This is a genomic window from Paenibacillus sp. YAF4_2 (genome assembly GCF_052113225.1).
Taxonomy (GTDB): Bacteria; Bacillota; Bacilli; order Paenibacillales; family Paenibacillaceae; genus Pristimantibacillus.
In genome coordinates, this window is record NZ_JBFRCT010000003.1 from 150,418 (window position 1) to 166,769 (window position 16,352).

At 48.1% G+C, this 16,352-nt stretch carries 13 protein-coding genes; 12 read left to right on the forward strand and 1 reads right to left on the reverse strand.

The features are described 5' to 3' along the window. The first annotated feature begins 2 nt into the window (after positions 1-2). The 7 genes from AB4Y93_RS08235 to AB4Y93_RS08265 all read left to right on the forward strand — a co-directional run bounded on the left by AB4Y93_RS08235 (position 3) and on the right by AB4Y93_RS08265 (position 9,239). Entirely contained in the window at positions 3-1,898 is a 1,896-nt protein-coding gene (locus tag AB4Y93_RS08235; RefSeq protein ID WP_441890786.1) for a beta-N-acetylhexosaminidase, read from the forward strand. A 66-nt stretch (positions 1,899-1,964) separates the two neighbouring features. Next, positions 1,965-3,365, forward strand: a complete 1,401-nt coding sequence (locus AB4Y93_RS08240) for a sulfatase family protein (RefSeq protein ID WP_441890788.1) — start codon at positions 1,965-1,967, stop codon at positions 3,363-3,365. A gap of 272 nt (positions 3,366-3,637) precedes the next feature. Beyond that, complete coding sequence (locus AB4Y93_RS08245) at positions 3,638-4,576, forward strand: ABC transporter permease (protein WP_441890791.1); 939 nt, start codon at positions 3,638-3,640, stop codon at positions 4,574-4,576. A 25-nt stretch (positions 4,577-4,601) separates the two neighbouring features. After that, positions 4,602-5,495, forward strand: coding sequence for a carbohydrate ABC transporter permease (locus AB4Y93_RS08250; protein WP_441890793.1), 894 nt, complete (start codon positions 4,602-4,604; stop codon positions 5,493-5,495). Between the two features lie 68 nt (positions 5,496-5,563). Beyond that, complete coding sequence (locus tag AB4Y93_RS08255) at positions 5,564-7,198, forward strand: extracellular solute-binding protein (RefSeq protein WP_441890795.1); 1,635 nt, start codon at positions 5,564-5,566, stop codon at positions 7,196-7,198. 694 nt (positions 7,199-7,892) lie between these two features. Then, entirely contained in the window at positions 7,893-8,618 is a 726-nt protein-coding gene (locus AB4Y93_RS08260; RefSeq protein WP_441890797.1) for an MBL fold metallo-hydrolase, read from the forward strand. Positions 8,619-8,663: 45 nt separating this feature from the next. Next, positions 8,664-9,239, forward strand: a complete 576-nt coding sequence (locus AB4Y93_RS08265) for a WHG domain-containing protein (protein WP_441890799.1) — start codon at positions 8,664-8,666, stop codon at positions 9,237-9,239. Here AB4Y93_RS08265 and AB4Y93_RS08270 read toward each other — a convergent pair. Next, on the reverse strand, positions 9,236-10,105 hold the full coding sequence (locus AB4Y93_RS08270) for an AraC family transcriptional regulator (protein WP_441890801.1): 870 nt from the start codon (positions 10,103-10,105) through the stop codon (positions 9,236-9,238). The two genes, AB4Y93_RS08265 and AB4Y93_RS08270, sit on opposite strands and share 4 nt — an antisense overlap. 163 nt (positions 10,106-10,268) lie before the next feature. Here AB4Y93_RS08270 and AB4Y93_RS08275 point away from each other — a divergent pair, with 163 nt between their 5' ends. From AB4Y93_RS08275 to AB4Y93_RS08295, 5 genes are all read left to right on the forward strand, one after another. Next, positions 10,269-11,549, forward strand: a complete 1,281-nt coding sequence (locus AB4Y93_RS08275) for a glucuronate isomerase (RefSeq protein ID WP_441890803.1) — start codon at positions 10,269-10,271, stop codon at positions 11,547-11,549. A gap of 132 nt (positions 11,550-11,681) precedes the next feature. Beyond that, a complete protein-coding gene (locus tag AB4Y93_RS08280) occupies positions 11,682-12,023 on the forward strand; it encodes a hypothetical protein (RefSeq protein WP_441890805.1) in 342 nt (113 codons plus the stop codon). A gap of 126 nt (positions 12,024-12,149) precedes the next feature. Further along, positions 12,150-13,382: an MFS transporter gene (locus AB4Y93_RS08285; protein WP_441890807.1), complete on the forward strand. Its 1,233-nt coding sequence runs from the start codon at positions 12,150-12,152 to the stop codon at positions 13,380-13,382. Between the two features lie 120 nt (positions 13,383-13,502). Beyond that, entirely contained in the window at positions 13,503-13,793 is a 291-nt protein-coding gene (locus AB4Y93_RS08290) for an ArsR/SmtB family transcription factor (RefSeq protein ID WP_441890809.1), read from the forward strand. 39 nt (positions 13,794-13,832) lie between these two features. Next, entirely contained in the window at positions 13,833-16,313 is a 2,481-nt protein-coding gene (locus tag AB4Y93_RS08295) for an FAD-dependent oxidoreductase (RefSeq protein WP_441890811.1), read from the forward strand. Positions 16,314-16,352: the final 39 nt, after the last annotated feature.

The window sequence follows — 16,352 nt, forward strand, 5'->3', positions numbered from 1 at the left end:
ATATGAATATTCGAGTAAGGGGTTTAACGGAGGAACAACGGCAGGCATTATCCGAAGCGGCAGGCTGCCTGCACGTCACGTTGTCGGAGACAGGTATTCCCTTGCAATTCCAAGCGGGAAGCGGCGGAATCGCCATTCAGTATGATGGACAATCGGCAATCGTCTCTTGCGGCGGCGGCTCTCAATTTGTTCGGGCGCTCGGATTGACGATAGAGGGTATCAGGAAAGGCAAGCCGTTCAGCGTGGAAGAGACGCCGTGTTACGACAGTTTGGGCGTTATGATCGATTGCTCCCGCAACGCCGTTCTGCATATGGATGCATTCAAAAATATAATCAGGCGCTTGGCCCTGATGGGGTATACGACGGTGCAGCTGTATACAGAGGATACGTACGAGATGGATGCCTATCCGTATTTCGGCTATATGAGAGGGCGCTATACGGCGGAGCAGTGGAAGAGTATGGATCGCTTTGCGTCGCTATTTGGCATCGAGCTGGTGCCTTGCATACAGACGCTCGCGCATCTCGGTCCCGCGCTGAAGTGGGCGGCGCATGCCGACCTGGTTGACTGTAACGACATATTGCTGATCGACGAACCGAAGACCTACGAGCTGATCGATGAAATGTTCCGAACGATGGCGGGTAATCTGAGCAGCCGGAGCATTAACATCGGGATGGACGAAGCCCATATGATGGGATTGGGCAAATACTTGGACAAGCACGGTTATCAGGACCGCTCCTCGCTTATGATGAAGCATTTCGCCAAAGTCATGGAGATAGCCCGTTCGTACGGCTATAAGCCGATGATGTGGAGCGACATGTTCTTCAGGCTTGCGAGCGGCGGCGAATATTACGACCCCGAAAGTCCGATCAGGGCGGATATTGCCTCCCTGATCCCGGAGAATTTAAAGCTGGTTTATTGGGATTATTACACGGAAGACCGGGCGAAATACGAAGGGATGATGAAGAAGCACAAGCAGCTGAGCGATAACATCGTATTCGCCGGCGGCGCCTGGAAGTGGATGGGCTTCACCCCGAACAATGCGTTCAGCCGCCATATTGGAATAATGGCGCATGAGAGCTGCGTCGCAAGCGGGATACGCGAGACGCTTGTCACGGTATGGGGAGACAACGGGGCGGAAGGCTCTTTCTACGCCGTCCTTCCAACCTTACAGCTGTGGGCAGAGCTCTGTTACAAGAATACGGGAGACGAATCCGTACTGCAGGAGCGTTTCTCGACATGTGCAGGCGGAGAATACGGAGATTTCATCTCCTTGGATCTTGCCAATCTTGTGCCTGATAATCCTTCACCCGGACGAAGCATGGGCAATCAGGTAAATCCAAGCAAATACCTGTTATATCAGGATGTGTTGTACGGGCTGTTCGACAAGCATGTGCTGCCGGAAGCCTACAAGGAGCATTATTACAGAAGTGCGGTGCTGCTGGATGCTGCGGCTGAACGCAATCCGGAATGGCGATTGCTTTTCGAAACGCAGGCTGCGCTTTGCAGACTATTGGAGCTGAAGGCGACTGTCGGAATCGAGATTCGTCATGCCTATCATAGCGGTGACAAAGAGGGGCTCGGTCATATTGCGAAGATGCTGCTTCCGGAAATATCAGCAAGGGCCGTATGGTTCATGAACGCTTATAAGAAGCAGTGGATGCAGGAGAATAAAATATTCGGCTTGGATGTATTCGATCTGCGCATGGGTGGACTCTTGCAGAGGATCGAAACAGCGATCGTTCGTGTGAATCAGTACGTAAGCGGCGAAGTTTCTCATTTGGAAGAACTGGATGAGCTTATCCTGCCGTTTGATGCAAGAGAAGAGAGCGAGGCAAAAGTCATTAGTGTTGCCTTGTGGCATTCCATTGCCACGCCTTCGGTACTTGCCGGCATATAGAATGGCAGATAAACCGGACTTTTAAGCACTTACTTTCACCTACTTTAAGAAGGAGATGGATTTATCATGAGAATACTTTTATTAGACCTGGACTCTCTTCGTCCCGATCATCTAGGCTGCTACGGCTATCCTCGCAATACGTCGCCCAACATTGACCGCATAGCCAAAGAAGGTGTTGTTTTCACGAACTATTATTGCTCTGATGCCCCGTGTATGCCTTCCCGGACTGCTCTCATGTCGGGTAGATTCGGCATTCACACCGGTGTTGCGGGACATGGCGGAACCGCGGCGGATATGCGGCGGGACGGGGCAATCCGCGGCTTCGAGGACCGGCTGAAACGGGAAAGCCTCCCCTACGTTATGCGGGAAGCGGGCTATAAGACAGCGACGATCAGCACGTTCGCCGACCGGCATTCCGCATGGACCTTCAATGCCGGCTTCAATGAGGTTCATAACATTGGGGAGAACGGGTTGGAATCAGCGCATCAAGTGCTGCCAACCGCTCTAAAGTGGCTGGAGGACAATGGCCAGTCCGATCAATGGTTTTTGCATTTGAACTTTTGGGATCCCCATACACCTTACCGGGTGCCGGATGACTACGGTCATCCGTTCGCGGAAGAACCGTTGCCGGAGTGGCTGACGGAGGACGTATTCAGGTCTCATCTGCAGAAGGATGGACAGCATAGCCTTAAGGATATGAACGAACTGGCGAAGTCGCATTACAGCAAGTGGAGCAGACATGGCCGGGAGATCGAATCTTATGAGGATATCCGTCAGATTATCGACAATTACGATTGTGCGATCCGCTATATGGATGATCATATCGGACAAGTGCTGTCGTATCTGAAGCGGCTCGGCGTCTTGGAGGAGACAGCTATTCTTATTAGCGCGGACCATGGGGAAAACCTGGGAGAGCTTGGCATTTATTCCGAGCACGGCACGGCCGACCAGGGTACCTGCCGCATCCCGATGATCTTCCGCTGGCCGGGCGGCGCGAGGGGCATCATCAACGAAGGATTGCATTACCATTTGGATCTGGGACCGACGCTGGCTGATCTTGTTGGCGCAAGGCATCCGGAGCGTTGGGACGGCAAAAGCTATGCGGATAGTATAACGGGCGTATCCGGCGCATCCGACCAGGGAAGAGACTGCCTTATATTGACACAATGCGCACATGTCTGCCAGCGCAGCGTCCGATTTGGAGACTGGCTCTATATTCGGTCTTATCATGACGGTTACCACGGTTTTCCGAAGGAAATGCTGTTTAATTTGAGGGAAGACCCCTATGAGCAGTACAATCTGGCGAAGGAGCGGAGGGACGTGTGCAAGGAAGCCGTCTATCTGCTTAACGAATGGCATGACGACATGATGTCGACGATGGACAGCGACATTGATCCGTTATGGACGGTCATGAAAGAGGGCGGGCCGATGCATGCGGAGGAGTACCGGAGCATTAAGGGGCAATAACGGAGTAAGAAGGAGGCTGGCGCAGTTTGCGCCGGCCTCCTTTCTTTTCACTGCGTGGTCTTAAAAAACAAGAATAATGAACAATGTGCTATGTACAAATTTATTGCGCCTATGTCGGATTCTATGAATGAAAAAAGATGAAAGCACTTTCATTACGGAGTCCACATAGAAGGCTGATTATGTCCATACTCGACTCTCGATGTCCCTTTTATACTAACAAAGCAGACAGTGATACCGGATTTATAACTTAGATTAGCAAGGAGTGACTTCTAATGCAGAGCGGAGCGAGCGTTGGAAAAACGAAGAAGCTTTGGGCAACCATGCTTCAGTACAAATATTTTTATCTGATGGTCCTGCCAATTCTTCTATGGTACGCGATCTTCGCCTACGGGCCGATGTACGGCGTAACGTTGGCATTCAAGACTTTCGATTACAGAGGCGGCATTCTGGGCAGTCCTTGGATCGGGTTCGACCATTTCCAAAAAATATGGACGGATCCGGATTTCCATACGGCATTCAAAAATACGATCATTATCAGCTTGATGAAGCTGTTGATCAACTTCCCGATGCCGATCCTCTTAGCCATTCTGCTAAACGAATTTTCAAGGAAGACGGCCAAACGTTTTTTTCAGACCGTCCTTACGTTCCCGCATTTCATTTCATGGGTCGTGCTGGCAGGTATTATTACGAACATCCTTAGCCGGGACGGAGTAGTGAACCAGCTCCTCATGGCTGTCGGATTCGAGGCGATCTCGCCATTAACGGACAGCGCATCCTTCAGGCCCCTCCTCTATATCACGCATATGTGGCGGGAAGTCGGCTGGGATTCGATCATCTACTTGGCTGCACTGGCGGGTATTAATCCCGAGCTTTACGAAGCGGCCGAGATGGACGGAGCCAACCGGTTCAAGAGACTGCTCCACATCTCATGGCCGGGATTAAGAAGCACGGTGGCGATCCTGCTCATTCTTCATGTAGGCCAGCTTCTGACACAGGGCGCAAGCTTCGACCAAATCTTTAACCTATACAGCTCACCGGTCTATTCCGTGGCCGATGTTATCGACACGTATATTTATCGGACGTCGTTCCAGATCGGCGGCGACTTTGGTTATATGACAGCAGCCGGACTCATCAAGTCCGTCATTAGCCTGGTGCTTCTCGTCTTGGCAAACACCATCGTGAAGCGAATGGGCGAAGAAGGACTCTATTAAATTGCGGTTTGGAGGTATTCGACAGATGAAGCTAACGCAAACGAGGAAGAGGACAAGACTGGGCACCTTCGACATTGCCGTATATATCGTGCTCGGCCTGCTGTCTCTTATCACATTTTTCCCATTCTATAACGTGCTAATTATTTCATTCGCCAAATTCGATGTCATCAGCAAGCAAAATCTTTATCTGCTGCCGTTGTCCTTTGATTTAACGCCATACAAGGTGATAATGACCGATGCGAAGTTTTGGAGCTCTACGCTGAATACAGTCATCGTAACCGTCGCCGGCGTATTGTTCAGCATGATAATTTCGGTTACGGGTGCTTATGCGCTCTCCAAAAAAGGGATGCCGGGCCGGAACGCTATGCTGACGCTCATCTTGTTCACGATGTTCTTCAATGGCGGACTTATCCCCTTTTATCTCATCATTAAAGATTTGGGGCTCGTCAACAACATACTCGTTATGATTATCCCGGCAGGTCTCAATACGTTCTACTTGATTATTATGAAAAACTACTTCGGTACGCTTCCAGAAAGCCTGGAAGAATCCGCAAAACTCGATGGGGCCAACGATTTGTACATTTTGTTCAAAATCATCCTGCCCATCTCCGCGCCGTTCATTGCCACCTTTGGTTTGTTCTACGCGGTGGAGCGGTGGAATGAGTGGTGGTACGCGCTTATCTTCATCAGCGACTCCGCCAAGGCGCCGCTTCAGATTTATTTGCGTGAGACGCTCATTACGAGCAATCAGCTGCTGAACACGCTGGCTCAACAGGCGGCAGGCAGCAATTCCAGGGTCTACACCCCGGCTTTGCAGATGGCGACGATCGTGGTCTCAAGCGTGCCGATCCTTATGGTCTATCCCTTCTTGCAGAAGCACTTCGCCAAAGGGATATTGGTAGGCTCCATTAAAGGATAAGGAAATTCATATAGATGCTTGTCCTATCCTAACAAAGGCTTCAGAATGAATAAAGGGAGGATTAAAGGATGAAAGGAATTAAGAAGTTAGGCATCATAGTAGCATGTATGACTTTGTTCACGGGGCTGCTTGCGGCTTGCAGCGGTAACGGGAACGAGAAGACGGCAGAAAGTGAAAGCCCTTCGTCGGCGAATTCGAGTACGGCAGGAGAGGAAAACCCGTATAAGGATCCGATGGAAATTTCCGTTTCCTTCTGGGATATTGAAGCGGAAATGGCCAAAGTCAAGGATGATCCGATTGTGCAGGAGATTATGAACAAATTCAACATTAAGATTAAGCCGGTCAACACAACCTGGGACGACTATGGCCAAAAGATTCAAATGTGGGCCGCTTCAGGACAACTGCCGGATGTATTCGCAATTGACGCGATTGGCACGCAATATCAGCGCAAGTGGGTTGAGCAAGGCGTTGTAGCTCCATTGCCGGACCTCACGAAATATCCGAATCTGGCGAAATACTTTGAAACTCCGGACATTGCGGGACTAGCTGTCGACGGCAAGCAATACACGATTCCGAGAAGGATGTTCCCAAGCGTTGACTGGAGCGCGCTTGACCGCGTTGTCTACTACCGTTGGGATTTAGCGCAGGCAGCCGGCATTACGAAGGAGCCGGAGACTTGGGATGAATTTAATGCGATGCTTGAAGCGATCGTGAAGGCAGATCCGGAGGGCAAGAAGATTACGGGCCTGACAACGGCACAAGTGAAAATGCTGGGCGGCTTGTTCTGGCTGTATGGCAATCCGGTTGCGACAAGCGACGGCAGCGGTGCGGATTTCAAATGGATCAAGGAAGACGGGAAGTTCATTCCTGCAGTATTTTCCAAAAACGCGATACCAGCCCTTCAGAACATGAAGAATATGTATGACAGAAATCTAATCGATCCCGACATTGCGCTTACAAGTCCGGACATCGCTTATGATAAATTTGCTTCCGGCAAAGTGGCAGCCATGCTCTCCGGCGGTGGATTCATTAACCTGGATTTGAATGTTAACACGAAGCGTTGGGCTGCAAGCTACCCGGATACTGATATTTCAGAGGCTGTGAAAGTATTGAAACCACTGAAAGGGCCTGACGGAGAACGCAGCCATGCGATCTTCAAGACATATTGGTCTGAGAGCTATTTCAGCGGAAAAATCGCTCCGGAGAAGTTGGACCGTATTCTGGCACTGTATGACTACGTGCTGTCTCCTGAAGGCAAAGACCTTCTGACGTACGGCAAAGATGGCGTGGACTACAAAGTAGAGGGCGACAAGAAGGTTATGCTAGATGATACGCCTTTTGTCGAGAAGTACCCGGCTGCCGGCTTCCTGAGAGACTTGGTTGCTTATGAAACGTCAGACCGCTATAACATCAGCAACCCGGCAATTGCCGATGAAGGCCTGAGACAAGATGCGGTTGATTATGTTGACTGGATTCTGAACAATACGAAGGTACCGGAATACGACATTCGCTTGACCTATATGTCAACTCCGACCAAAGACAGCTTCACCATCTTCGACCATGACGATTTGCTGAATGTGATGCTGTCGAAGGATCCTGTGGAGAAATCATGGCAGAAGGTCGTGGACGACTATAAGTCCAAAGGTCTCGACAAAATGATTGAAGAGGTTAATGCGAAGGCGAAAGAGGAAGGCATCGAATAGATGAGATAAGCAAGCCGTTCAGACGGGAAATCCGTACTGAACGGCTTTTTTTCATGAACTTGCCAGCACTACAGATACCATTTTTGTACTTGAATCTGTGTTTTTTCAACATCAAATTCATGATTTGCTAAGGCACTATGAGGCTTCTGATAGCCAAATTGAGCAGCATATTCATGGAATCGCTAATCGAATATTCGCTATGAATCCCGTCTTGATTTATTTAACCCAACCTAGTGTACGGGAGCAGCAGATATGGATTTCATCCATCCGCTCTAAACCACACTTCGCAACGGAACATAATATTAAGTTTATGGAGAACCGTAAACGGATCGAATTAAGGTTGCTTGATTCGCTTCCTTTCCCTACCCATGCGATTGAAAATGTGAATATGAACTGGGAAGATGTCTTTTGTAAAATGGTATGCGCAATGAAAGACGAAACGGAGCATTCATTGCGCTAACGAAGAACTTTAGTTTAATTAGAACAGTGCTGCAGCCGTTCAATAATGACCGGCTGCAGCTGACGTTTCTCAACTATAGGCAGTTGAATGACTGGTTCACATTTTTATCGGGATTTTCTTGTCGTTGTACTAGATTTTTTCTATTTTTAGGCAAATTCCCTCTTGCCAAAACTAATGGTATTAGTTATTATAAAACTAACGAAATTAGTTTATGAGCGAAGGTGGTTATTTAAAATGAAAATAACTCGTCAAGAATCGATTTATCAACTAACGTATTTGCCAAACGTATTTCCTGTTAATTGCTATTTGGTCGAAGAAGAGAAGAGCTTAACTTTAATCGATGCAGCGATGCCAAACAATGCGGCTGATATTTTGAAAGCAGCTAATGAGATTGGCAAACCCATTACCCGCATTGTGTTGACGCATGCTCATGGTGATCATATTGGTGCACTGGATGCGTTGAAGAAGCAGCTGCCCGATGCGACCGTTTATATTTCCGCTAGGGATTCCCGCCTGCTTAACGGCGATCGCTCGCTTGACGCGAATGAGCCAACCACGCCGATCCGAGGCGGCGTGCCAAAGCCGGGCAAAATAGTAACGCTGCCTGATGTACTGCTTCAGGATGGAGATCGTGTTGGTTCGCTGCTCGCAGTATCAACACCAGGACATACGCCAGGCTCCATGTCCTTCCTTGATTCACGCAATCAGGCTTTAATAGTGGGAGATGCTTTCCAGACACGAGGTGGAGTTGCGGTAAGCGGGCAGGTACGTCCATGGTTTCCGTTCCCGGCGATGGCTACCTGGAATAAGAAAGAATCACTTAACAGTGCGATAAGGCTGCTTAAGCTGAAGCCAACCTTACTTGCTGTAGGTCATGGGAAGATGCTTGCTAATCCGGAAGCAGCCATGGAGCAAGCGGTACAGGAGGCTGCAAGAAAGCTTGAATCGGTATTGGTATAAATGGAATTAGACTAAAGCAGGAATGAAGTTAAGGGAGAATAACATATGTCACCACGATTAGGATTGGATTTATCAACCATTATACAGAAGGCTGCTCAGCTGGCGGATGAGAACGGGCTGGAGTCCGTAACTCTTGCCTCATTAGCCCAAAAGCTCGGCATCCGCTCCCCCTCTTTGTACAATCATGTAGACGGATTAAGTGGACTCAAGGAAAAGCTTGCCCTATACGGCTTAAAGAATTTGCACAATAAGCTGCTTCGGGCAGCAGCCGGGAGATCCGGTGACGATGCTGTCTTTGCCATTGGCAGAGCGTATATTACGTTTGCAAGGGAGCATCCAGGTTTATATGAAGCTACGCTTCCTGCCCAGCATTCTGATGATGCGGAGCTTCTGAAAGTAAGTGAAGAGCTGATTCAGCTTATTATACAAGTGATGCATCATGCGTATGACATGAAGAAGGAGGATACGATTCATCTTGTAAGAGGATTCCGCAGCCTCATGCATGGCTTCGCCTCACTTGAACGAAGCGGAGGCTTTGGCCTGCCGGTTAATCTGGATGAAAGCATCCAGGTTGTGCTTCAAGCTTATTTATCCGGTATTCGGGAACAATTCCATTCTTAGCGGGACAGAGTTGGATCTTTATAGGACCGGGCAGTTCCCTTACGATATTCGTCGGGCGATTGCCCGGTATATTTTTTGAACGTTTGGCTGAAATGCGATACATATTTAAAACCCACCTCGAACGCCATCTCCGTAATCGATCGGTTCGGATTCATCGTGAACAGCATTTTCGCCTGATTTATACGACGTTGGTATAGATAATGAAATAGGGTAATACCTGTCGTTTCTTTGAAAATTTTGACGATATAATGCTTGTTCAAATGCATGTAGCCAGCTAAATCATCAAGCTGAATATCATCTCGATAATGCTCCTCGATAAAGGCAATTAACTTTTGGACATTTTGATGCTTCACACTTGTTGGCGGAGTGGCTTGTCCGTAGCTTGGCATATTGGATAGTTCATAGATGAGCAGAAGCAGCTCTTGAAAACATAGAATCAGCCGGTCATGTGACAGAGGGTCTTCACTTTGCCGCAGCTCACATAACCGTTCAAGCAGCGGCTCGATCCGCGAACGTTCCTCCGGCTGCAGCGAGATCAAGCGGTTGGTCTGGCGCTCGAACGGGAGCAGCAGCGGAACGAGGAACGGCGGCTGGAATAATCCAGAAGCGAAAGCCGGGTCGAAATGAACGACCGTTCGGCAATACTCATAACGATTATCTATTGATGGATAATGAAGCGTCATGCCGTTCATCAGGATAAGATTGCCTGGTGCAAGTTCATAGATGCTGTCGCCGATTAACAGCTTGCATTTTCCGCTGTGAAAATAATAGATTTCATACTCCAGATGGGAATGAAAGTCGGTTGGGATTTGGGATGTATTATACATGGCTTCAATGGGAAGCGAGTGTAGTTCGTGAATGCTCATGCGATCCTCCATGACAGAAATAAGCTGCAGATTCATTATACAGCGCTCTTCGGAATACACCAACCACGTATAAATGAGATGTGAATCAACGATAACCGTATAGAAGCGGTATATTCCTTCCGGTGGTACGATGATGATAGGACAAGCTGAGGAGGAATATCGCATGATTAAGGAACAACAGACGATTGATTCCGTCAATACGGTAAAAGAAATCGTTGAACAGCTCGCGATGACAATGCCGGTAACGGATATGCATACCCATTTATTTTCCGCTGACTTTGGTGATTTGCTGCTCTGGGGGATAGATGAGCTTCTTATTTATCATTATTTAATATCGGAGTCGTTCCGCTGGTCGAGTGATGAGGAGACCTATGAGGCATTCTGGACAATGTCGAAGCGTGAGCAGGCGGATTGGATCTGGAACAAGCTCTTTATAGAGCATTCACCTGTCAGTGAAGCAGCTAATGGCTTTATTACGATTCTTCACCGTCTGGGACTTGATGTTTCTTCGCGCAATTTGAATGAATATCGTGAAGCGTTAGCTAAACGTACAACTGCCCAGCAGGTAGATGAAGTGCTTCGTATTTCGAATGTGAAGCATGTCGTGATGACAAATGATCCATTTGATGCGGTAGAACGTGAAGTATGGCTGAAGCGCGAAGGAAATACCGACTCCCGGTTCTCAGCGGCTTTGCGTGTGGACTCCTTGCTTAATGATTGGCCTAATGCGGTCGAACATCTCCGCTCGCTTGGTTATGAGGCCTCGGTAGAATGGACTGAGCGGACGAAGGAAGAAGTACGCCGTTTCCTCTCGGAATGGATTGTACGAATGGATGCTTTATATTTGGCTGTATCCATGCCTGGTGATTTCGTATATCCAGCTGATGATCACCGCACCCGGATGATTGACGAAGCGATGGTGCCGGTCTGCCAAGAGCATAGTATTCCATTCGCCCTTATGATTGGTGTTCGCCGTCGTGTTAATCCCGAGCTTCGCTTGGCGGGGGATATGAGCATGGATTCGGATGTCTCGGCGGTTGAAGCTTTGTGCAGAACATATCCGACACAGAAGTTCCTGATCACTATGCTTGCTCGCAGTAACCAGCATGAGCTGACTGTGCTTGCACGGAAATTCCGCAATCTGATGGTGTTTGGCTGCTGGTGGTTCCTCCATATAGAATCGATGGTGGAGGAAATGACGAAGTTCCGTTTGGAGCTGCTTGGTACATCCGTTATTCCTCAGCATTCGGACTGCAGAGTGTTTGAACAGCTGATTTACAAATGGGAGCATTCGCGCCGTATCATCGGCCAAGTGCTGGCTTCGAAATATGAGCGGCTGTATAACAGTGGATGGAAAGTCACGGAGGAAGAGATCAAGCGAGATCTGGATGATTTGTTCAACCGAAACTTCTGGCGCTTCCTCGGTAAGGAACAACCGGAATAAGCCAATGAGAAGCAGATGATGTCTGCTTCTTTTTTTGTGCCTGTACGCCGTCATTCTTTAGAAAATAATGCGAATCTCTGTCTTATTGCGCCATATACTGGAGTAGTGCAACAGAAATGGAGGCGATTGCTCGTGTCCAATAGACGATTGCCGCGCAGCTCTCTTCTATCTCTTGGCGGCATGTTATTTCCAATAGTCGTACATGGCATTCATTTGCTTATTCCGCTTCTTCTGACAGGCGGTGTAAGTGCATTGGAATGGTCCAATATGCATCATAGCGGTGGCGGGATGAGCGGGATGATGAACGATCCCTTCATGGACGGCATCATGATGGGAATCATGATCATTTCCATTGGATTTACGGTGGTCTACCTGATCCGAATATGGAAACTCCGGGATTGCAGTCTCGCGGCAGCCTGGGGCTATACTGGTACATCCATCGCCTGTTTTGGTTTATTGCTAATGGTGATGTAACAGGTAGCGGCGTTCGGTCCGATAAGGACCGTTTTTTTTATTGTTGCGCTTTGCAATAATCTCTGATCTAATGGGTATGTCTTAAAAATATAGAAACGGTCAGTGGAGCGAAAGGATTGCAGCGAGATGGAAACAAAGGGCAGTGTGTATAAGCTCGGCATGCAAATGATGCCGCGTGTCTGGTTTAATGCAAGAATTGATTTTAGCGCGACCTTATTATTCAGTATTTTTAACGTAGTATTGAATCAATTTTTTATGCCGTTCGCTATTCAAGAAGGAGCCAGCAACCTGCAGGTTGGGCTGTTGTCCGCTGCACCGGCAGTTGGATTACTGTTCTCGCCGATCTGGGCAGCCTGGATTGAGAAGACTGGAAATCCTAAGCCGTTCGTTATTATTCCGAATGTAATCGGCAGGATGCTGATCATATTTCCGGCCTTGTTTGCATTTCCTTCTGTGTATGTTGCAACTGCACTGGTCTTCCAAATATTAATGGGAATCCAAGCCCCCGCTTACGCGTCGCTTGTAGCCCGGATGTATCCAGCTGATGTCAGAGGCCGTCTTATGGGATATGTACGTGTAGCAAGTGGTGCACTAATGATTCCTCTTGCTTATATCGTTGGCATTTGGGCAGACGGAGCAGGACCAGCTGGTCCACTTATTACAGCCGCTATCTTTGGTACAGCATCTGTTATTTTGTTTAACTCGCTTCGGCTTCCGAAGCAGCTTATGCCTGTACCATCAAGGACAGCAGCTAAATTCTCGCTGAGAGACCAATGGGCACTCGTATCAGGAAATCGTAAGCTTGCCGTATTCCTCGCGGCTACGACATTTGCTGGCTTTGGTAATATGCTGTCCAATCCGCTTTATCAGATTATTCAGGTACAGGTGCTGGAGCTGAGCAATTTACAAATCGGCTATGCTCGCATTTCTTATTTTGCCGGTTTGCTGCTTACGTACTTAATTGCCGGGCGGTTAATTGATCGAATAGATATTAAGCATGTCTTGGTATGCGGGATTAGCGCTTATGCGATCGTTCCCATGTTATATGGTGTATGGGGAACCTATACCGCAGTTATTGTAGGCAATGGGATTCAAGGCGTAGGGGAAGCCATTTGGGATATTGGTATTCTTGCTTTCGTATCCAGGCTTGCACCAGGAAGAGAAGCAACTGTATTTGGCGTTCATCTGATGTTATTTGGTGTTCGCGGAACGTTAGGGCCGCTGCTGGGAGCAGGGCTATCGGACAGTGTATCGCTATCGATGCTGCTTGTGATTGCTTCGATATGCGGCTGGATCGGGACTGCGATGTTCTTGTACGGAAACAAGAAAGCATTAAATCAAGAGCAAGCGCCAAGCTGACGCTTATAGAGGGAAGGACCTGATACAGGTCCTTTTTTGTTTGTGAGTGGCTTGTCTTTTTTCATCGTTACATCGTAATATTACGATATTATGATTTAGTAAAGAGATAGAGGTGGAGAAATGGATAACAACTTTAAAGCTTACGATGATGCCGCTGAGATGCTGAAGGCATTAGCGCATCCGGTACGGTTATGTATTGTAAAAGGGCTGCTCCAGAAGGGCCGCTGTAATGTTTCGTTCATGCAGGATTGTCTTGATCTGCCGCAGTCAACGGTATCGCAGCATCTACAGAAGCTGCGAAGTGCGGGCATTGTAGCCACAGAGCGAAGCGGGCTGGAAATTCATTATACAATCGCTTCTCCAAAGGTTGCGAGATTGATCCTAGCGATGTTCAGCGACGGAGAGGCTTAATTTTATAAAATACGCATCATACATCAGGAGGCATACAACATGAGTAAAAAAGTGATTATTGTCGGTGGAGTTGCAGGTGGAGCTTCCGCTGCAGCAAGGCTGCGCAGACTGGATGAGAAGGCGCATATTGTAATGTTTGAACGTAATCAGTATATTTCTTTTGCGAACTGCGGTCTGCCTTATTATATTGGCGGTTCGATTAAGGAACGCAGTAAGCTGCTAGTTCAAACACCTGAAGCGATGTACAAACGGTTCAATATCGATATTCGAACACAGAGTGAAGTTGTTGCTATTAATCCGGCTGCAAACACGGTCACTGTACGCAACCTCGCAAGTGGAGAGCAATATGAAGAAAGCTATGATCAAATGATCTTGTCACCTGGAGCAAAGCCAATTCGTCCGAATGTACCCGGTGTGGATCATACTTCTATTGTGTCGCTTCGCAACCTGGCAGATACGGATCGGATTAAGGAAAAAGTTACACAGTCGGACACGAAATCTGCCGTCGTTATTGGCGGCGGCTTTATCGGCATCGAGATGGCGGAAAATCTGAAGGAGCTTGGACTTGAGGTTGCGCTAGTTCAATCCGGTGATCAGATTCTGTCTCCATTTGATGGAGAGATGTCAGGCATGATGGCGAAGGAATTAGAAGATAACGGTGTGAAGCTTTTGTTCAAGCAGCAAGTATTGTCATTCAGCCCGTTAGAGCATAATCGTGTGGAAGTCCGTCTGTCTTCTGGAATGGTAGTGCAGACAGAGCTTGTTATTTCGGCTATTGGTGTAACACCGGATACAGCATTCCTGCAAGGAAGCGGTCTTACCTTTGGCAGCCGTGGACATATTGTGGTTAACGATCAGATGGAGACTAACCTACCGAACATCTATGCAGTAGGTGATGCAGTGGAAGTAACGGATTTCGTAAGTGGAAGACAAACGGCGATTCCGCTTGCAGGACTGGCAAATAAGCAGGGCAGGATTGCAGCAGACAATGTTGCGGGTTTGAAAACTACCTTCAAAGGTTCACAAGGCACTTCGATCATTAAAGTATTTGGCATTACAGGCGCAGCGACAGGCAATAATGAGAAAACACTGCGGGAACAAGGTATTGCGTATCGTGTGACGTATGTGCATCCTAATTCGCATGCCGGTTATTATCCAGGTGCAGTACCTATGTCGCTGAAGCTGCTGTTTAATGATGAAGGGCGGATTTTAGGTGCTCAAGCGGTAGGGCGTGATGGTGTAGATAAACGGATCGATACGATTGCGACTGTTATGCGGTTGAAAGGGACGGTTGTAGACTTAACGGAGCTTGAGCTTGCTTATGCGCCTCCCTTCTCCTCAGCCAAGGATCCGGTTAATATGGCAGGCTATACGGCTGAAAATATTTTATCTGGGGTGACGGAAGTGTTCGTTACGGAGCAATTAACATCGAGGGATGAACAAAACGCCATTCTTGTTGATGTCAGGTCCAAGATGGAGCATGATAACGGACATATTCCAGGTTCGATTCTTATTCCTGTAGACGAACTTCGCGGCCGCTTGGATGAGCTGGACCGGAGCAAAGAGATTTGGGTATATTGCCAGGTTGGTCTGCGGGGTTATACGGCTTCACGTATTTTACAACAAAACGGTTATAAAGTAAGGAACTTGACTGGCGGTTATAAAACATATCTTCTAACTCAATATACGCCAAAGAAAAATGAACAGCCTCCCGTACAAGCTGAAGCAGCTGTAGAGACAGTGACTGCAGGGTTGAAAGAAACCGCAGCAGCTGCACTGCAAGCGGATGCGACTTTGGATGCCTGCGGATTATGCTGCCCAGGACCCCTTATTCAAGTTAAACAGCAGATCGATGGGCTTAAGGCAGATGATGTGCTGAAGGTAACAGCGACGGATCCGGGCTTTTATGAAGATATCCAAGCCTGGGCAGGAATGACCCATAATCGAGTGGAAAAGCTGACCAAGCATCAGGACGGCACGATTGAAGCATTTGTTCGGAAAGGTGATTCAGAGATTGCTTCTGAGGCCAATCAAGCCGTGGTTCAAGGACCAGACAACAGCACAATGATTGTGTTCAGCGGAGACCTAGACAAAGCGATTGCATCGTTTATTATTGCGAATGGTGCTGCATCCAGCGGTAAAAAAGTAACGATGTTCTTTACGTTTTGGGGACTTAACGTTATCCGCAGACCGGAGAAGATTACGGTATCGAAAAGCCTGATTGGCCGTATGTTTGGCATGATGATGCCACGCGGCAGCCGGAAGCTGAGCTTGTCCAAGATGAATATGATGGGCATGGGTGCTAAGATGATTCGCGGAGTGATGAGCAGCAATAATGTCTCCTCTCTTGAAGAGCTTATTGAGACGGCTATCTCGCAAGGTGTTGAAGTCGTTGCCTGCCAGATGTCGATGGATCTGATGGGTATTCAGAAGGAAGAGCTGATCGATGGTGTCAAAATTGCAGGAGTAGGCTATTACCTCGGCAAGGCGGATCAATCTGGTATTAACCTGTTTATTTAAAGGACAACCGTTCATTTCACGTTCATATTGATCTGCTAC